Origin of the sequence: Streptomyces vietnamensis, assembly GCF_000830005.1 — a bacterium.
Lineage (GTDB): Bacteria > Actinomycetota > Actinomycetes > Streptomycetales > Streptomycetaceae > Streptomyces > Streptomyces vietnamensis.
Window position 1 is genome coordinate 4,090,213 of record NZ_CP010407.1, and the last position, 15,617, is coordinate 4,105,829.

General features: G+C 70.0%; 14 protein-coding genes. 7 read left to right on the forward strand and 7 right to left on the reverse strand.

Annotation, left to right across the window (positions count from 1 at the left end; translation table 11 throughout):
* The first annotated feature begins 2 nt into the window (after positions 1-2).
* Positions 3-1,751 carry a VWA domain-containing protein gene (locus tag SVTN_RS46170; protein WP_041130053.1) on the forward strand — a complete coding sequence of 583 codons (1,749 nt, stop codon included), beginning with the start codon at positions 3-5 and terminating at the stop codon, positions 1,749-1,751.
* Here SVTN_RS46170 and SVTN_RS18220 read toward each other — a convergent pair.
* Positions 1,748-2,833 carry a sensor histidine kinase gene (locus tag SVTN_RS18220; RefSeq protein WP_041130054.1) on the reverse strand — a complete coding sequence of 362 codons (1,086 nt, stop codon included), beginning with the start codon at positions 2,831-2,833 and terminating at the stop codon, positions 1,748-1,750. The two genes, SVTN_RS46170 and SVTN_RS18220, sit on opposite strands and share 4 nt — an antisense overlap.
* Positions 2,830-3,486 (reverse strand): response regulator transcription factor, encoded by a 657-nt coding sequence (locus SVTN_RS18225; RefSeq protein WP_041130055.1) that lies wholly within the window; start codon positions 3,484-3,486, stop codon positions 2,830-2,832. The genes SVTN_RS18220 and SVTN_RS18225 overlap by 4 nt, the downstream gene beginning before the upstream one ends.
* Positions 3,487-3,574: 88 nt before the next feature.
* On the opposite strand from SVTN_RS18225, the gene metG reads away from it, so the two are divergent.
* A complete protein-coding gene (metG, locus tag SVTN_RS18230) occupies positions 3,575-5,209 on the forward strand; it encodes a methionine--tRNA ligase (protein WP_041130056.1) in 1,635 nt (544 codons plus the stop codon).
* A 69-nt stretch (positions 5,210-5,278) separates the two neighbouring features.
* On the opposite strand, the gene SVTN_RS18235 is transcribed toward metG, so the two are convergent.
* The 5 genes from SVTN_RS18235 to SVTN_RS18255 all read right to left on the reverse strand — a co-directional run bounded on the left by SVTN_RS18235 (position 5,279) and on the right by SVTN_RS18255 (position 8,064).
* Entirely contained in the window at positions 5,279-5,632 is a 354-nt protein-coding gene (locus tag SVTN_RS18235) for a DoxX family protein (protein ID WP_245727585.1), read from the reverse strand.
* Positions 5,633-5,733: 101 nt separating this feature from the next.
* Positions 5,734-6,300, reverse strand: a complete 567-nt coding sequence (locus tag SVTN_RS18240; RefSeq protein WP_041130057.1) for a Uma2 family endonuclease — start codon at positions 6,298-6,300, stop codon at positions 5,734-5,736.
* A gap of 214 nt (positions 6,301-6,514) precedes the next feature.
* Positions 6,515-6,955, reverse strand: a complete 441-nt coding sequence (locus SVTN_RS18245; protein WP_041130058.1) for a hypothetical protein — start codon at positions 6,953-6,955, stop codon at positions 6,515-6,517.
* Positions 6,956-6,982: 27 nt separating this feature from the next.
* A complete protein-coding gene (locus SVTN_RS18250; protein ID WP_041130059.1) occupies positions 6,983-7,192 on the reverse strand; it encodes a DUF397 domain-containing protein in 210 nt (69 codons plus the stop codon).
* Positions 7,189-8,064, reverse strand: a complete 876-nt coding sequence (locus SVTN_RS18255; protein ID WP_041130060.1) for a helix-turn-helix domain-containing protein — start codon at positions 8,062-8,064, stop codon at positions 7,189-7,191. Before SVTN_RS18255 ends, SVTN_RS18250 begins: the two co-directional genes overlap by 4 nt.
* Before the next feature lie 155 nt (positions 8,065-8,219).
* On the opposite strand from SVTN_RS18255, the gene SVTN_RS18260 reads away from it, so the two are divergent.
* From SVTN_RS18260 to SVTN_RS18280, 5 genes are all read left to right on the forward strand, one after another.
* Complete coding sequence (locus SVTN_RS18260) at positions 8,220-8,627, forward strand: ATP-binding protein (RefSeq protein WP_041130061.1); 408 nt, start codon at positions 8,220-8,222, stop codon at positions 8,625-8,627.
* Between the two features lie 289 nt (positions 8,628-8,916).
* Complete coding sequence (locus tag SVTN_RS18265; protein WP_041130062.1) at positions 8,917-9,765, forward strand: helix-turn-helix domain-containing protein; 849 nt, start codon at positions 8,917-8,919, stop codon at positions 9,763-9,765.
* A 55-nt stretch (positions 9,766-9,820) separates the two neighbouring features.
* Entirely contained in the window at positions 9,821-10,324 is a 504-nt protein-coding gene (locus SVTN_RS18270) for an SseB family protein (protein ID WP_174518268.1), read from the forward strand.
* Entirely contained in the window at positions 10,321-10,905 is a 585-nt protein-coding gene (locus SVTN_RS18275; RefSeq protein ID WP_041130064.1) for a hypothetical protein, read from the forward strand. The genes SVTN_RS18270 and SVTN_RS18275 overlap by 4 nt, the downstream gene beginning before the upstream one ends.
* On the forward strand, positions 10,905-15,587 hold the full coding sequence (locus SVTN_RS18280; protein ID WP_041130065.1) for a putative T7SS-secreted protein: 4,683 nt from the start codon (positions 10,905-10,907) through the stop codon (positions 15,585-15,587). Before SVTN_RS18275 ends, SVTN_RS18280 begins: the two co-directional genes overlap by 1 nt.
* Positions 15,588-15,617: the final 30 nt, after the last annotated feature.

The following is a 15,617-nucleotide window of genomic DNA, read 5'->3' on the forward strand; positions in this document are numbered from 1 at the left end:
CCATGGGTATTCGGAGCATGCTGCGCAAGGTGTTCGGCCGGGACCGCGAGGAATCCCCGGCAACCTCCGTCCCGCCCCAGACGCGTGAGACCCCGGAGGCGGCGGCCTCGACCCCGGCGGGGACCTCGGACACCCCGGAGGCGACGACCCCGGAGGCCCCGGAGGCGGCGGCCTCGGCGGCCCCGGTCACCCCGGAGGCGGCGGCGCGCCGCGCGGCGGACGACCTGGTGGCGGCGTCCTTCGACAACCCGCAGATCCCGAAGGCGAGGACGGCCGAAGCCGGGGAGACGGATGCGGCACCGGCTTCCGAGCCGGAGGACGCGGCCACCGCCCCGGCGGAGCCGGAGACGGTCCTGGCGGTGGACGCGGACGCGTCGGAGACCGCTGCGGAGCAGCAGGACGCGTCGGAGCCGGAGGCGGCCGTCGTCGCGGACGACACGGACCCGGCGGAGCCGGAGGCGGCCGTCGTCGCGGACGACACGGACCCGGCGGAGCCGGAGGCGGCCGTCTCGGTGGACGCGGACGCGGACGCGTCCGAGCTCGCTCCGGAGGAGCAGGAGGAGGCGGCGGCGCCCGCCGCCGAAGCGACCGACGAGCCGGCGGAGCCGGAGACCGACGCTGCGGACGAGCCGCAGGCCGAGGCCGCAGTCCCGGCGGAGCCGGAGACGGCCGTCGGCACGGACGCGGACGCGTCCGAAGTCGCCACCGGGCAGCAGGAGGCGGAGGCGCCCGCCGCCGAAGCGACCGACGAGACGCCCGAGGCGGAGGCGGCCGTCGTCGCGGACGACACGACCCCGGCGGAGCCGGAAGCGGACGCTGCCGACGAGCCGCAGGCCGAGGCCACCGCCCCGGCGGAGCCGGTCGCCGTCGCGGCGGCGGAGCCGGCGGCCGACGTCGCCCCCGAGCCGGAGGCGCAGGCCGACGAGGTCCCGGCCGACCAGGCCGACGAGGACCAGACCCCCGAGGCCCCGGCCGACGAGGCGCAGACCCCCGCGGCTCCGGCCGACGAGGCCCAGACCCCCGCGGCCCCGGCCGACGAGGCCCAGACCCCCGAGGTCCCGACCGACGAGGCCCCGGCCGAGAAGGTCGCCCCCGCCCTCCCCCTCCCCGCCCTCAAGGCCGCCGCGCCGCACCTCGTCGACGCGTACAAGGCCGCCGGGGCGCAGCTCAAGAAGCAGGGGCTCTCCGGGGCGCGGGCCGCCGTGTACCTCGTCGTCGACCGGTCCGGGTCGATGCGCGGGTACTTCAAGGACGGTTCCGTGCAGCGCCTCGCCGAGCAGGTCACCGCGCTCGCGGCGCACCTCGACGAGGACGCCACCGTCACGACGGTGTTCTTCTCGACGGACATCGACGGCACGGTCGACCTGACTCCCGCCGACCTCACCCCCACCCGCATCGACGAGGTCAACGGCACGCTCGGCCGCCTGGGCCGTACCAACTACCACCGGGCCGTCGAAGAGGTCCTCGCCCACCACGAGAAGAGCGACCCGGCCCGCCCGGCGCTCGTCGTGTTCCAGACGGACGGCGCGCCGGAGTCGAAGACGGCCGCCACGCAGGCGCTCGCCGAGGCCGCCGACCGCCCGCTGCACTGGCGGTTCGTGGTCTGGGGCGAGGAGGACAACAAGGCCTTCGACTACCTCCGGAAGCTCGACGGCACCCCCCGTACGGCGGCGTACTTCGCGGGCGCGACCCCCGTCGAGACGGCGCACGCGGCCTTCTACCGGGGTCTGCTCTCCGGCCTGGAGCTCTAGGAACCGGCGGCGGGGGTGACGGTGACCGGCAGGGTCACCGTCACCACCAGCCCGCCGCCCTCCCCCTCGCCCCGCGCCACGGCCCGCACCGCACCGCCGTGCGCGACGGCGATCGACCGCACGATGGAGAGCCCGAGCCCCGCGCCGGGCCCCATCCGGTCCCGCCCCTCTCCCCGCCGGAAGGGTTCGAAGAGCCCGTCGACGTCGCCCTCCGCCACCACCGGTCCCGTGTTGACGACGGTCAGGACCCCGTCCTCGACCCGTACGTCCACGTCGCCCCCCGGCACGTTGTACGCGACCGCGTTCGCGACGAGGTTCCGTACGAGGTGCGCGAGCAGCACCCGGCTCCCCCGTACGACGCCGCCGTCGCCCGCCACGCACGCGTGCACGTACTCCTCGGCGACGACGTCCCCGAGCCGCACGTCCTCCCGCTCCGCGAGCCCGCGCTCGCTCCGCGCGAGGAGGAGCAGCCCGTCGATGAGGCGCTCGCTGCGCCGGTTGGCGTCGAGGAGGACCTGCCGGACCTCGCAGTCCTCGTCGAGCCCGATCTGGATCGCGGCGCGCTGGGTGGCGAGCGGGGTCCGCAGCTCGTGGGAGGCGTTGGCGATGAACCGGCGCTGGCTGTCGAAGGCGGTCTCCAGGCGTCCGAGGAGCGCGTCGATCGTGTCGCCGAGCTCCTTGAGCTCGTCGTCGGGCCCGCGCACGGCCAGACGTTCGTCGAGACCGGAGAGGCTCCGCGCCCGGGCGGTCATCTCGTGGACGGGCCGCAGGACGCGCCCCGCCGTCCACCACCCCACCACGACCGCACCGCAGGCGATGACGAGCAGGGCCATGCAGGACCACATGAGCATCTGCTCGCCGGCGGCCCGGCTGACGTCGTCGCCGATCCGGTACGCCTCGACGACGGCGACGTCGTCCGCGCGGGCCACAATCGCATCTGCGTCGGCGTCCGTACCGGCTCTGACCAGCAGGTTCACCACGAGCAGCAGGACGGCGCCGAGGACGAGGAAGACACCGCCGTAGACGAGCGCGATGCGGGTACGGATGGTGGACCCGGCGCCGAGAAGCCCGGGCCGGCTCACAGGACGTACCCCACGCCCTGCACGGTCCGGACGAGCCCCGGTTCCCCGAGCTTCCCGCGCAGCTTGCTCATGCAGACGCGTACGGCCCCGGTGAAGGGGTCGGCGTGGGCGTCCCAGGCGCGTTCGAGGAGCTCCTCGGCGGAGACGACGGCGCCGTCGGCCTCCAGGAGGATCTGGAGGACGGAGAACTCCTTGGGGGAGAGGTCGAGGTCCCGCCCGTCGCGGACGGCGGTCCGCCGGACGGTGTCCACGACGAGCCCGTCGCGTGCGAGGAGGGGCGGCAGGGCGGGCCGGGCGGAGCGCCGCCGGAGCGCGCGGACGCGGGAGACCAGCTCGGGGAAGTCGAAGGGCTTGCCGAGGTAGTCGTCGGCGCCGAGGTCGAGGCCTTCGACGCGGTCCTCGACGGCGGCGGAGGCGGTGAGCATGAGGATCCGGGTGGGGGAACCGGCCCCGACGAGCCGCCGGGCCACGTCGTCGCCGTGGACGCGGGGCAGATCACGGTCGAGGACGAGCACGTCGTACGCGTACAGGCCGAGCCGCTCCAGGGCCTCGCCCCCGTCGTGCACGATGTCGACGGCGAACCCGGCCCGTCGCAGGCCGGTGGCGAGGAGCGCGGCGAGGTCCCGCTCGTCCTCGGCAACGAGTACACGCATGCGGCCCATCCTCCCCCGGCCCTCCCCGGGCCCTCCCCCAGGCCCATCGATGTGAGTGGATCTTCGTCCGACCGTTAGGATTTCGACCATGGCGGCCACTGGATCCGAGAAGCAGGGGGCGAAGGCGTTCTACGTCACGACCCCCATCTACTACGTCAACGACGCTCCTCACCTGGGCCACGCCTACACGACCGTCGCAGGCGACGTGCTCACGCGCTGGCACCGTCAGCGCGGCGAGAAGGTGTGGTACCTCACCGGCACGGACGAGCACGGTCAGAAGATCATGCGCACTGCCGAGGCGAACGGGGTCACGCCCCAGGAGTGGTGCGACAAGCTCGTCGAGGAGGCGTGGAAGCCCCTCTGGGAGCACCTGAACATCGCGAACGACGACTTCATCCGCACCACGCAGAAGCGTCACACCGACCGCGTGCAGGAGTTCGTGCAGGACCTGTACGACAAGGGCGAGATCTACAAGGGCGGGTACGAAGGCCCGTACTGCGTGGGCTGCGAGGAGTACAAGCTCCCGGGCGATCTCATCGAGGCCGAGGACGGCACGAAGCTGTGCGCCGTCCACAAGAAGCCGGTGGAGATCCTCAAGGAGGAGAACTACTTCTTCAAGCTGAGCGAGTACGGCCCGAAGCTCATCGAGTTCTACGAGGCGAACCCGGGCTTCATCCAGCCGGAGTCGGCGCGCAACGAGGTGCTGAACTTCGTCAAGCAGGGCCTTGAGGACCTCTCGATCTCGCGCTCGACGTTCGACTGGGGCGTGCCGGTCCCGTGGGACGACAAGCACGTGATCTACGTGTGGATCGACGCGCTCCTGAACTACGCGACGGCCGTCGGCTACAACGAGAACCCGGAGAAGTTCGACGAGACCTTCCCGGCGAACGTCCACCTCATCGGCAAGGACATCCTCCGCTTCCACGCGATCATCTGGCCGGCGATGCTGATGGCGCAGGGCCTGCCGGTTCCCGGCCGGGTCGCGGCCAACGGCTGGCTGATGGTCGGCGGCGAGAAGATGTCGAAGTCGAACCTGACGGGCATCAAGCCGCAGGACCTGACCTCGCACTTCGGCGTGGACGCGTACCGCTGGTACTTCCTGCGGGCGATCGCGTTCGGCCAGGACGGCTCCTTCTCGTGGGAGGACTTCACCGCCCGCTACACGAGCGAGCTGGCGAACGACTACGGCAACCTCGCCTCCCGTGTGGCGGCGATGGTCGGCAAGTACTTCGGCGGCGAGCTGCCGGCGTCGACGGCCGACGGCGACGCGGAGAAGGCGGTCCACGAGGGCCTGGCGAAGGCGGTCGCGGCGGCCGACGCGAAGATCGGCGAGGAGCTGGACTTCCAGGGCGGCATCCTGGCGATCTTCGACTTCGTGAAGCAGGTCAACGGCTACATCACGGAGCAGGAGCCGTGGAAGGTGGCCAAGACTGCATTCGATGATTCTGCTGACGCAGCGGGGTCGGAGGAGGGCCGGGCCCGCCTGGCGACGATCCTCTACACGGCCGCGGAGTCGCTCCGCGCCGTCGCCGTCCTGCTCAACCCGATCATGCCGGAGACCTCGCAGGCCCTCTGGGACTCGCTGGGCGCCGAGGCGTCCCTGGGCGCCCTGGCCGCGCAGCCGGTGCAGTCCTCCGGCACGTGGGGCCAGCTCCCGGCGGGTGCGACGGTGACGAAGGGCGCGGTGCTGTTCCCGCGCCTGGAGGACCCGAAGAAGGACTGACGTACTGAGGTACGAAGAAGGCCGCCGCCCCTGGTCGACAGGGGCCGGCGGCCTTCTTGCGCTCCCAGGTCACCAGGTGAGGACGAGGGCGGCGACGGCGGGCGCCATGTAGATCAGCGGGAAGGGGGCGTGGCCGTAGGCGCGGGCGCGGATCACGGTGATCACGGCCCCGGCGAAGTACAGGATGAGCCCGATCGCGGCGAGGGTCCCGATGACGGGGACGTAGAACCCGACGATGAGCCCGACGGCTCCGGCGGCCTTGGCGGCCCCGAGCCAGTTCCACATCGCCCGCGGCACCCCGTACTGGGCGAGCGGCTCGACGACGAACTTGGCCCTGAAGAAGATCGAGGCTCCGGAGAACCCGGCCATGAACGCGGCGACGGCGGTGACGACGATGGCGGTGGTGGACATCTCGGCGAACATCTCGACGGCTCCTTCAGCTGCCTTCCGTATCCGCCTCGACCGAGCCGGACACTGCACTGACGGAGGCGGGACGGGATGTGTGACAGCCCGCGCGAAAAACCTCAGCGAACCCAGTTCTTCAGCGGCTCCGTGTCGAGCTCCATCCCCACCGGCTCCGGCAGGGTGACCGTCTTGCCGAAGGGCACGGTCGCCACCATCTCGTACCGCTCCCCGTCCGGCTGCGAATGGACCTTGACCTCACAGGTGGTCCTGTCGACCAGCAGGTACACGGGGATACCGGTCTCGGCGTAGGCGCGCGGCTTCTCGACGCGGTCGCGGTGGCCGGTGTCCGAGTCGCCGGAGGTGACCTCGACGACCATCAGGACACCGTCGGCACTCGCCCACTCCCCCTGGCCGACGAACGTGCCGCTCGGTGCGAGACAGCCGTCGGGACGGGCATTGCCCTTGCGGTACGTCTCGACCCTCAGCCCCTGATCGGGGTACAGCCACCACTCCGTGTTCGCCTGAATGCACAGACGCGTCAGCCACTCGATGATCCGCCCGTGGTCACCGCCCGGCACAGCCTTCTCCCCGATCTTCCCGTCGATGAACTCCAGACGCAGGGACTCGTCCACGTGTTCGCCGGCACGAGCGAGTTCTTCGAACCCCTCTTGAGTCAGGACGCTCACGGCAGACTCCTCCCGGATCGGTGGTGCCTTCCACGGTACGTGTTCCCCAGTCCGCGTGACCGGGTTCGTCGCTGTCGCCATGACAGGCACGCTGGCATATGCCAGCGACCCGGGGTCCGGGAATCCCCGGCCTTCACCCAGGCGGGTGAGACGGCCACCCTGACGCGAGGTTCAGGTTCGGGGGTCGCCGGTTCCGGCCGGGACCCGGGCGGCGTCAGCCGAGAGCAGGGCTCGTGAGGTCGAGCGCCAGCCGGTTTCCCCAGTCGTTGGTGAAGACGGCGCTCCTGCCCTCGTAGCGCACGCCGACGAACGGGTTGGAGTGGAACATCACGGCGACCCACCGCAACGAGCGGTCGGCGTGGAGACGGGCGAGGTAACCGATGTTGCCCATCCCACCGCCCCCGCCGGACACCCACCCCGATCCGTCCGGCAGCGGGCTCTCGAACCAGGTGTCCACCCCGTCGATGCCGTACTCCTCGATGGCCTGGGCCACATCGAACGGCTCTCCGATACGGAAGGGAATCGGCTGTCCCGCATCCGGGTGGTACGCCCCCGGACCGTCGACATGCAGCTCCAGGGCGGAGCCGTCCGGCCGGTACAGCCCGTCACGGAGCGGCATCTCGCCGGCCTTCCAGAGCCCCTCGACCATTCCCATGGCCCGTCCCCCGCCAACCGCTGTGGGTCAGCAGCCGACGGCGTACGAGACGAAACCGGCCCACGCGCCGGGCGTGAGCGCGAGCTGCGGCCCGCCGATGTTCTTGGAGTCGCGAACGTGGACGGTGGCGGGGGTGGTGGCGATCTCCACGCAGGAGTCGCCCTCGGGACCGCTGCTGTAGCTGCTCTTGAACCACGCCAGTTCGGAGACGTCCCCGGCGGAGGCCTTGCGGATCATGTTTCTCCCAGCAGTCGCTCGATAAGGGCCAGGGACTCCCCTGGCGGGAGTGCCTGAGCCCGGATGGTGCCATACCTCAGCTCAAGGATCCTCAGCTGTTTCGGCTCGTAGGTCGGGCGCCCGTTGAACGCACCGTCAGACCTTCCCACCGCTGTGCCGTCCTCGAACTTGAGCAGCTCGATCCTCCCGCTGAGGCCGGGGTGAGCCTCACTTTGCGTCGGCATCACCTGGAGCGTGACGTGATTCATGCGTCCCACCTCCAGCAGGCGTTCGAGCTGTTGCCGCCACACCATTGTGCCGCCAACCCTGCGCCTCAGCGTCGCCTCTTCCTGGACGAAGCTGAGCGACGGCGCAGGGGATCGCCCGAGGACCGACAGTCGCGCCATGCGGGCGGCAACCAGCCGTTCCACCTCGCTCTCCGAGTACGCCGGCTGTCGAGCCTCGAACAGGGCTCGGGCGTGCTCAGGAGTCTGCAACAGGCCGTTGATGCTGATGCACTCGTACACCCCGATCTCGACCGACCGTTCCTCAAGCTTGGCCAGCTCCCGGACCTTCTTCGGGTACCGGACCTTCGCCACGTCGTCCTTCATCGCCGCGATCAGCCCGCCCGCGTCCAGGACCTCGTCCGCCTTGTCCAGGTACTCGGGCCGGGGGATCCGCTTCCCGCCCTCGATCTTGTAGACGAGGTCCTCGCCGTACCCGACCGCGATCCCGAACTCGGCGGCCCGCATCCCCACCGCTTCCCTCCGCAGCCTCAACTGCCGTCCCACGGTAGCGATGACGGCCAGTCCCCAGTCGTCGTCCGGGTCGACCTCCCACCCCGGCTCGTCCGCCTCGCTCTTGAGGTTCCGTACTCCTTCGTCCACCGACATGCGCGCCCTTCCTCCGGCTGTCCGATCGCCGCAACACCCTTACCCTGCGTACGGGTTCGGACAGGCCGGACAGCAGTGGACAAGCCCCGGACAGTGACCCTACGCATCGGTGTCGTCACTGTTCACGCTAGCCAGCAGCGACCACGCTCGGTGACGTGAATCAGAAGAACACCACCCAAGTACCCGTACCGACCCACGACTTCCGGGTGCTGCTGTCACCCACGCCACGCGGAGCGAGGCTCGCCCGACTGCTCGCCCTCGAGTGGCTGCGGACCCGGGAACTCCCGTACGGCGTCGTCGAGTCCGCCGAACACGTCGTCGCCGAACTCGCCGCGAACGCCGCCACACACGGCCGGGTCACGGGGCGGAGCTTCCGGCTCGCGCTTCGGGTGCACGTGGACGTCCTCCGGATCGAGGTCACGGACACCCGGGGCACCGACCTTCCCCGCCGACTCGGTCGCGGCCTCCTCCTCGTCGAGGCGCTCGCCGACCGGTGGGGCGTCGAGCCGGGACCCGTACCCCGGAAGACCGTATGGGCTGAACTCGACCTGCCGCATCTCTGACCAGCGGAAACGACCCGCCCCACCGAACTCCCGGAATGGGGGGTTCGGTGCGGCGGCCGGTCTTCCAAAGGACCACCGGGGAGAAAGAACCCCCACCAAACCCCACCCTTTCCCTCCCGGGCCGGACGCTCACTCGTGCGAGTGAAAGTCACCAACTGGGCTGGATTCGGGAGGGGTTGCCTGCTTTACGCTCGGCTCGACCGGCATATGCCACCAGACATGCGTCGGCCCTCGCTGGGACGGCAATCCCAAGACGAGGGCCTGACCACAAGGAAGAAGCAACCTTCCCGTGGATACTCGAAACACTAACGCGCGCACCTCCGCCCCGTCCCGTAACGGCGCGAAAACCCACCCCAAGGCGCGTACATGCGCCCGCTCCGGAGGCGTCATGCACGACAACGACCGCCACATCCGCCGCTTCACGGTGATCGGCAACCACCTCGCCCAACACCCCGAGCTGTCGTTGACCGCCATCGGCCTCGCCGCGCACATCCAGTCGCTGCCCACCGGGGCTTGCATCAGCATCAAGACCCTCGAGAGGAAGTTCCCAGAGGGGAGGAAGCGGATCAGCGACGCGCTGAACGAGCTGGAGGCCCACGGCTATCTGAGCCGGACACGAGAGCGCCTGGCGGACGGGCGGATGGTCACCCGTACGGTCTCGCGCAACAACCCGGGCCGGAGGGCCGCCGAAGAGCCACCGGCGAAGCCCCAGCTGCCCACCCGCCACCCGGAACCCCAGCGCAAGGCACTCCCCGCCGTCCCGCAGCCCGCCTACCCGGCCCCGGACCTCCTGGCGACGGCACTCGGGATCCTCAGCGACCTGCGCCGCGACGACCCGCGCCTGTACCTCTCCGCCACCGACGTGGACCACCTGGCCCCGGGCGTCGCCACCTGGCTGGAACGCGAGGTCAGCCCAGAGGCCGTACGCCAGATCCTGACCTTCGCCCTGCCCCAGGAAGAACTCCGCCGCCCGGCCGCCCTCCTGGCTCACCGCCTGAACGCCCATCTCCCGCCCCTGCCACCCTTCCGGCCGGCGGACCCGGGCGTCCGCCACCCCCTCCAGAACTGCGACACCTGCGACCGCGCCTACCGAGCCCCCGAACCGGGCACATGCGCCACCTGCACACCGACGACCTGACAGGGTGGGTCATTCCTCGTTGCTCGCGCGAATGTTCGCATGCCAGCCTGCGTGAGTGACTGAGCAGGGGGACGACAGACCGGAGACTCACCAGCTGTCACGGCTGGCGGAGTTGGCAAACGCGCCGGTGGCGACCGTACAGCCGAAACCCGCACCGGAGCCGGAACCGGCCGACGAGGCAGCGGCAACGGCCCGGCGCGACTTTGCGCGATTGCTCGGCGAATTCCGGCGTACCGCCGTGCTCGTGCCGTTCGACGACCACGAGAGTCTCTGGACCGCGGACTTCAACGGGGTGCGGTGGATCTGCGCGTTCTCGGACGAGGAGGCGCTGGCGCGGTTCGCGGTGGCGCGCGGGGACGCCGAGCGGGAGTGGACGTACCGGACGATCCTCGGCGCGCGGCTTCTCGACGTGATGGTGCCGATGCTGCCGGGTCCCGGCGGGGTCGCGCTGGACGCGGGCAGCGCGGACGGGGTGCTGTTTCCGCCGGTGGCGGGGGTCGTCCCGGACGCGGTGGCGGTCGATCTCGGGGGTACGGAGACGGGGGCGGGGACACGATGAGCGGGAACGAGCCACATCTCGCGGTGCCGGCGGATGCGCTGGCGGCGATAGCGAAGGGCATCGACCTGGCGCATGCCGAGCTGAAGGATCTCGGGATGATCGGCGAGGCGTCGGCGGGCCGGGGGTTCTCGGATCTCGCCCTGTCCGGTCTGGAGCTGGGGCACGGCGGCCTGACGTCGCGGTTCAAGACGTTCTGCGAGCGCTGGGAGTGGGGCGTCCGCGCGCTGACCATGCGGGGGAACCAGTTCGCCGTCGGGGTCGGCCTGTCCGCGGGATCGTTCGCGGAGCACGAGCGGTACGTCAAGGACTCGATCAAGATCGTCGCGAACGCCGTCAACGGCAACCCGCACCTGTCCGAGGACGAGGTCAAGGAGATGAGCTGGGAGACCATCCGCGACCAGCACGCGTGGGACAACGCGGACGGGAGCGAGGAGTCGTTCAGGAAGGCTCAGGAAGAGGTCGAGCAGACCTGGAAGAACACCGGCGACGACGTCGTGGGCGAGAAGCTCAAGGCCGAGTTCCGCCCGAACAAGGCGACCATCGAGCAGGCTGATCAGCCGCGTTGGGGGGACGGCCGCTGATGGTGGACTGGGGCGGTTGGGTCGACAAGGGGATCGACAAGATCGGCGACGGCATAGGCGCCGGCATCGACAAGGGCAAGGAGTTCCTCGGCGAGGGCGTCGACCAGGCGACCGACATGACCGGTCGGATCCTCGACGCCGCGGGTACGCACGACTGGGCGGACGCGGTCGAGGACTGGGGTGACAAGACCGCTTCCTCCCTGGGCGCAGAGGTCGGGGAGCAGCAGCTCGGGCAGACGGAGCAGGCGGACGAGCTCGTCCACGGCAAGCCGGAGAAGATCGCCGAGTCGGTGAAGAACCTCCGGGACTTCCAGAGGGCGTTCGACCTCGTCGGCGGCGGGATGAAGAAGCTGGACGCCGGTCACTGGAAGGGCGCGGCGGCGGACGCGTTCCGGTCGGCGTTCGAGACCCTGCCGACCGACTGGCTGCAGGCCGCCGACGCGATGGAGAACGCGGCCAGGGCGCTGGAGACGTACTCCCACGCGATCGTGAGCGCGCAGGGCAAGGCGCGCGAGGCGATAGCCCTGTACAAGGAGGGCGATGCGGACTCCAAGGCGGCCACCGAGACGTACGAGAAGAAGGTCGCCGCCTACAAGGCGGCGAGCAGCACCGACAGCCCGCTCCCCGACCCCGGGGATTTCTCCGACCCCGGCACGGCCAAGCGGAAGCGCGCCCAGGAGATCCTGAACGACGCGCGGAAGGCGCGCGACGAGGCCGCGGAGTCGGCGAAGGCGGCGGTCGGTGCGGCCCTCGCCCATGCGCCCAAGGAGCCGACGGGGCGCGAGCGGGTCAAGGCCGAGCTGATGGACTACGGCGTCGGCACGAGCATCGAGCTGGCCCACTTCAGCGGTGGCGTCGTCAAGGGCGGGGCCGGCCTGGTCGACTTCGTCCGCTCGGTCAACCCGACCGACGTATACAACATGACCCACCCGGCGGAGTACTACAAGGGCGTCAACATGACGCTCGCCGGCCTGGTGTCCACGGTCGCGAACCCGGACAGGGCGCTGAAGAACGCCTGGGACTCGGCGAAGGGCGACCCGTCGGAGTTCCTCGGCCGGCTCCTGCCGGAGCTGATCGGCTCGAAGGGCACCGGCCTGGTGCGCGGAGGCGTACGCGCCGCGGTGAAGAACGGCACGAAGCACCTGCCGGAGGTGAAGAAGCCGGGCGGTGTCCGCGGGGATCAGGGGAAGGATCCGCACACCGCCGGCAAGACGGGCCGCGAGACGAAGTGCAAGAAGGACCCGATCGACATCGCGACGGGCCGGATGCTGCTGCCGCAGACCGACATCGCGCTGCCCGGTTCGCTGCCCCTCGTGTTCCGGCGCACGTTCGACTCCTCGCGCCGCTCGGGGCGCTGGTTCGGTCCGACGTGGTCGAGCACGGTGGACCAGAGGCTGGAGATCGATTCGGAAGGCGTCGTCTTCAGCTGCGACGAGGGCAGCCTCCTGGCCTATCCGCATCCGGCGCCGGGCGTCCCGGTCATGCCCACGCACGGCCGGCAGTGGCCGCTGGACCGGGTGGAGGACGGCTACACGATCACGGACCCCGACAGCGGCACAGTCCGGCACTTCACCGACCACAGCGACGAACTCGCGCTCCTGGCCCAGATGGACGACCGCAACGGCCGCTGGATCGCATTCGAGTACGACGAGTCGGGCGCCCCGACGGCGATCGTCCACCACGGCGGGTATCACCTGAAGCTCACGACGAGCGAAGGGCATGTGACCGCCCTTCACCTCGCGGACCAGGAGATCCTGCGCTACGGCTACACGGACGGCCACCTGACCGAGGTCACCAACTCCTCGGGCAGACCCCTCCTCTTCGGCTGCGACGAGCACGGCCGCATCACCTCGTGGACGGACACCAACGGAAGCCGCTTCGACTACGTCTACGACGACCAGGACCGCTGCACGTACCAGTCGGGCACGAACGGCCACCTGGAAGCGACGTTCACCTGGGACGACGTGGACCCGGCCACCGGCCTCCGCATCACCACCCTCACCGACGGCCTGGGTCACACCGAACGCCACCTGATCAACGACCGCGCGCAGGTGGTCGCCGAGATCGACGCCCTGGGTGGGGTCACCCGCTACGCGTACGACCGCCACAACCGCCTGCTGTCGCGGACGGACCCGCTGGGCCACACCGCCCGCACCACCTACGACGACCAGGGCCGGCCGACGGTACTGGAACGCCCGGACGGACGACAGGCACGGGCGGAGTACGACGAGCACGGCTTCCCGATACGCCTCACCGGCACCGACGGCAACGTCACCCGCCAGACCTTCGACGAACGCGGCAACCGCACGTCGGTGACGGCCCCTTCGGGCGCCCGGACGGAGTTCGCGTACGACGAGTCGGGCCGGCTGACGTCGATGACGGACCCACTGGGCGCCACGACGCGACTGGTCGTGGACGCCCGCGGCCTCCCTGTCGAGGTCACCGACCCACTGGGCGCGGTCACCCGCTACTCCTACGACGCCTTCGGCCGCACGGTCCAGGTCACGGACCCCCTGGGCGCGGTCACACGCCTGGAGTGGACGGTCGAAGGCCAGCCATCGAAACGCACTGCCCCAGACGGGACGGTGGAGTCCTGGACGTACGACGGCGAGGGCAACTGCCTCAGCCACACGGACGCGCTGGGCGGCACGACGAGCTTCACGTACACCGACTTCGACCTGCTGACCTCCCGCACGGGCCCGGACGGGGTCCGCTACGAGTTCGCCCACGACTCGAACCTGCGCCTGACGAGGGTGACCAATCCCCAGGGCCTGACGTGGGACTACGCGTACGACGCGGCGGGCCGACTGGTCGAGGAGACGGACTTCGACGACCGGACTCTGGGCTACGCGTACGACGAGTCGGGCCGACTCACCTCCCGCACGAACGGCCTCGGGCAGGAGATCAGCTTCGAGCGCGACAGCCTGGGCCGCATAGTCCGCAAGGACGCCGAAGGTGCGGTCAGCACGTACGAGTACGACGTCTTCGACCAGCTGGCGACCGCGACCGGCCCGGACGCGACGCTGGCGCGCCTCCGGGACCGCTACGGCCGCCTCGTCTCGGAGACCGTGAACGGCCGCACGCTCTCGTTCGAGTACGACGCCGTGGGGCGCCGTACAGGGCGGACGACACCGGGTGGTTCGAAGAGCACGTGGTCGTACGACGCGGCGGGCCGCCGTACCGAACTGACCTCGTCGGGCCGAACATTGTCCTTCACTCACGACGCCCTGGGCCGCGAAACATCCCGCCGAATAGGCGACTTCGCGAACCTGTCGTCCTCGTTCGACACGATGGGCCGCCTCACCGCGCAGGAGGTCACGGGCGGTTCGGGCCGCCGTCTTCAGCACCGCGCGTACACGTACCGCGCGGACGGCGGCCTCATCGGCATCACGGACGAACTCTCTGGCGCCCGCCGCTTCGACCTGGACCAGGCGGGACGAGTGCTGGCCGTCCACGCCCACAACTGGACGGAGCGGTACGCCTACGACGACGCCGGCAACCAGACGGAGGCGTCCTGGCCGTCGACGCACCCGTCCCACTCGTCGACGGGGGCACGTGCGTATACAGGGACGCGGATCACGACCGCGGGCTCCGTCCGCTATGAACACGACGCCCAGGGCCGGATCGTCCTACGCCAGAAGACCCGCCTCTCCCGCAAGCCCGACACCTGGCGCTACGAGTGGGACGCGGAAGACCGCCTGACCTCGGTGACGACACCGGACGGCACGGTGTGGCGCTACGGGTACGACCCCCTGGGCCGCCGAATATCGAAGCAGTCCCCTTTCGAGACAGTCCACTTCACCTGGGACGGCGCCACTCTCTGCGAGCAGACGACCGAGGACATCACCCTCACCTGGGACCACGCAGGCCTGCGCCCCCTGGCCCAGACGGAACGCCGCACGGTCCCGGACTCCACCGACGAGCGCTTCTTCGCCATCGTCACCGACCTGGTCGGCACCCCGACGGAACTGGTCTCCGAGTCGGGCGACGTGGCCTGGCGCACCCGCGCAACGCTCTGGGGCACGACCACATGGACCCGCGACGCAACGGCCTACACCCCACTCCGCTTCCCGGGCCAATACTTCGACCCGGAATCGGGCCTCCACTACAACCACTTCCGCTACTACGACCCGGAATCGGCCCGCTACCTCTCCCCGGACCCTCTAGGCCTCGCCCCGGCCCCCAACCCGGCAACTTACGTCCACAATCCGCACACGTGGAGCGACCCGCTGGGCCTTGCGCCCGACGGGTGCCCTCCGAAGGGCGAGCTTTCAAACCCGTTCGAGAAGAGAGTCGACGCAGAACGAGCAGCCTTCGAAGCTGCTGGTGTTCCATACGGTGAATCCCCACTGGCCGAATGGACCGTGGTCGGCGACAAGAACCTCAAGCATGTCCCTGGGTATATTTATTCAAGCGACCGAGCTCACTGGGGTCATTTCAGACAGTTCGAGACCGAAAATGGATCCCGCGTAATCGTGGAGCACACACACGACCCCGCTGGAACGCACTTCCACGCAGGAAAGCCGAAGAAACCTAGCGATAGATCCTTCGTGAACTTCGGATGGGACAATCAAAAGGTGATACGCCCCGACGGCACAAACGGCTATCCTGAAAACATGGAGAGGTACCTCAAGATAAACAAGGAAGGCGGGGATCACCATTTCTTCTACAACGGGGAATGAAGAATCTGCCAGACCAGAGTGGCAACAGGA

Bases quoted from the DNA above. Each gene is read 5' to 3' on its own strand.
- SVTN_RS46170 (WP_041130053.1), top strand. From the start codon at position 3: ATGGGTATTCGGAGCATGCTGCGCAAGGTGTTCGGCCGGGACCGCGAG.
- SVTN_RS18225 (WP_041130055.1), bottom strand. From the start codon at position 3,486: ATGCGTGTACTCGTTGCCGAGGACGAGCGGGACCTCGCCGCGCTCCTC.
- metG (WP_041130056.1), top strand. From the start codon at position 3,575: ATGGCGGCCACTGGATCCGAGAAGCAGGGGGCGAAGGCGTTCTACGTC.
- SVTN_RS18235 (WP_245727585.1), bottom strand. From the start codon at position 5,632: ATGTTCGCCGAGATGTCCACCACCGCCATCGTCGTCACCGCCGTCGCC.
- SVTN_RS18245 (WP_041130058.1), bottom strand. From the start codon at position 6,955: ATGGGAATGGTCGAGGGGCTCTGGAAGGCCGGCGAGATGCCGCTCCGT.
- SVTN_RS18250 (WP_041130059.1), bottom strand. From the start codon at position 7,192: ATGATCCGCAAGGCCTCCGCCGGGGACGTCTCCGAACTGGCGTGGTTC.
- SVTN_RS18255 (WP_041130060.1), bottom strand. From the start codon at position 8,064: ATGTCGGTGGACGAAGGAGTACGGAACCTCAAGAGCGAGGCGGACGAG.
- SVTN_RS18275 (WP_041130064.1), top strand. From the start codon at position 10,321: ATGAGCGGGAACGAGCCACATCTCGCGGTGCCGGCGGATGCGCTGGCG.
- SVTN_RS18280 (WP_041130065.1), top strand. From the start codon at position 10,905: ATGGTGGACTGGGGCGGTTGGGTCGACAAGGGGATCGACAAGATCGGC.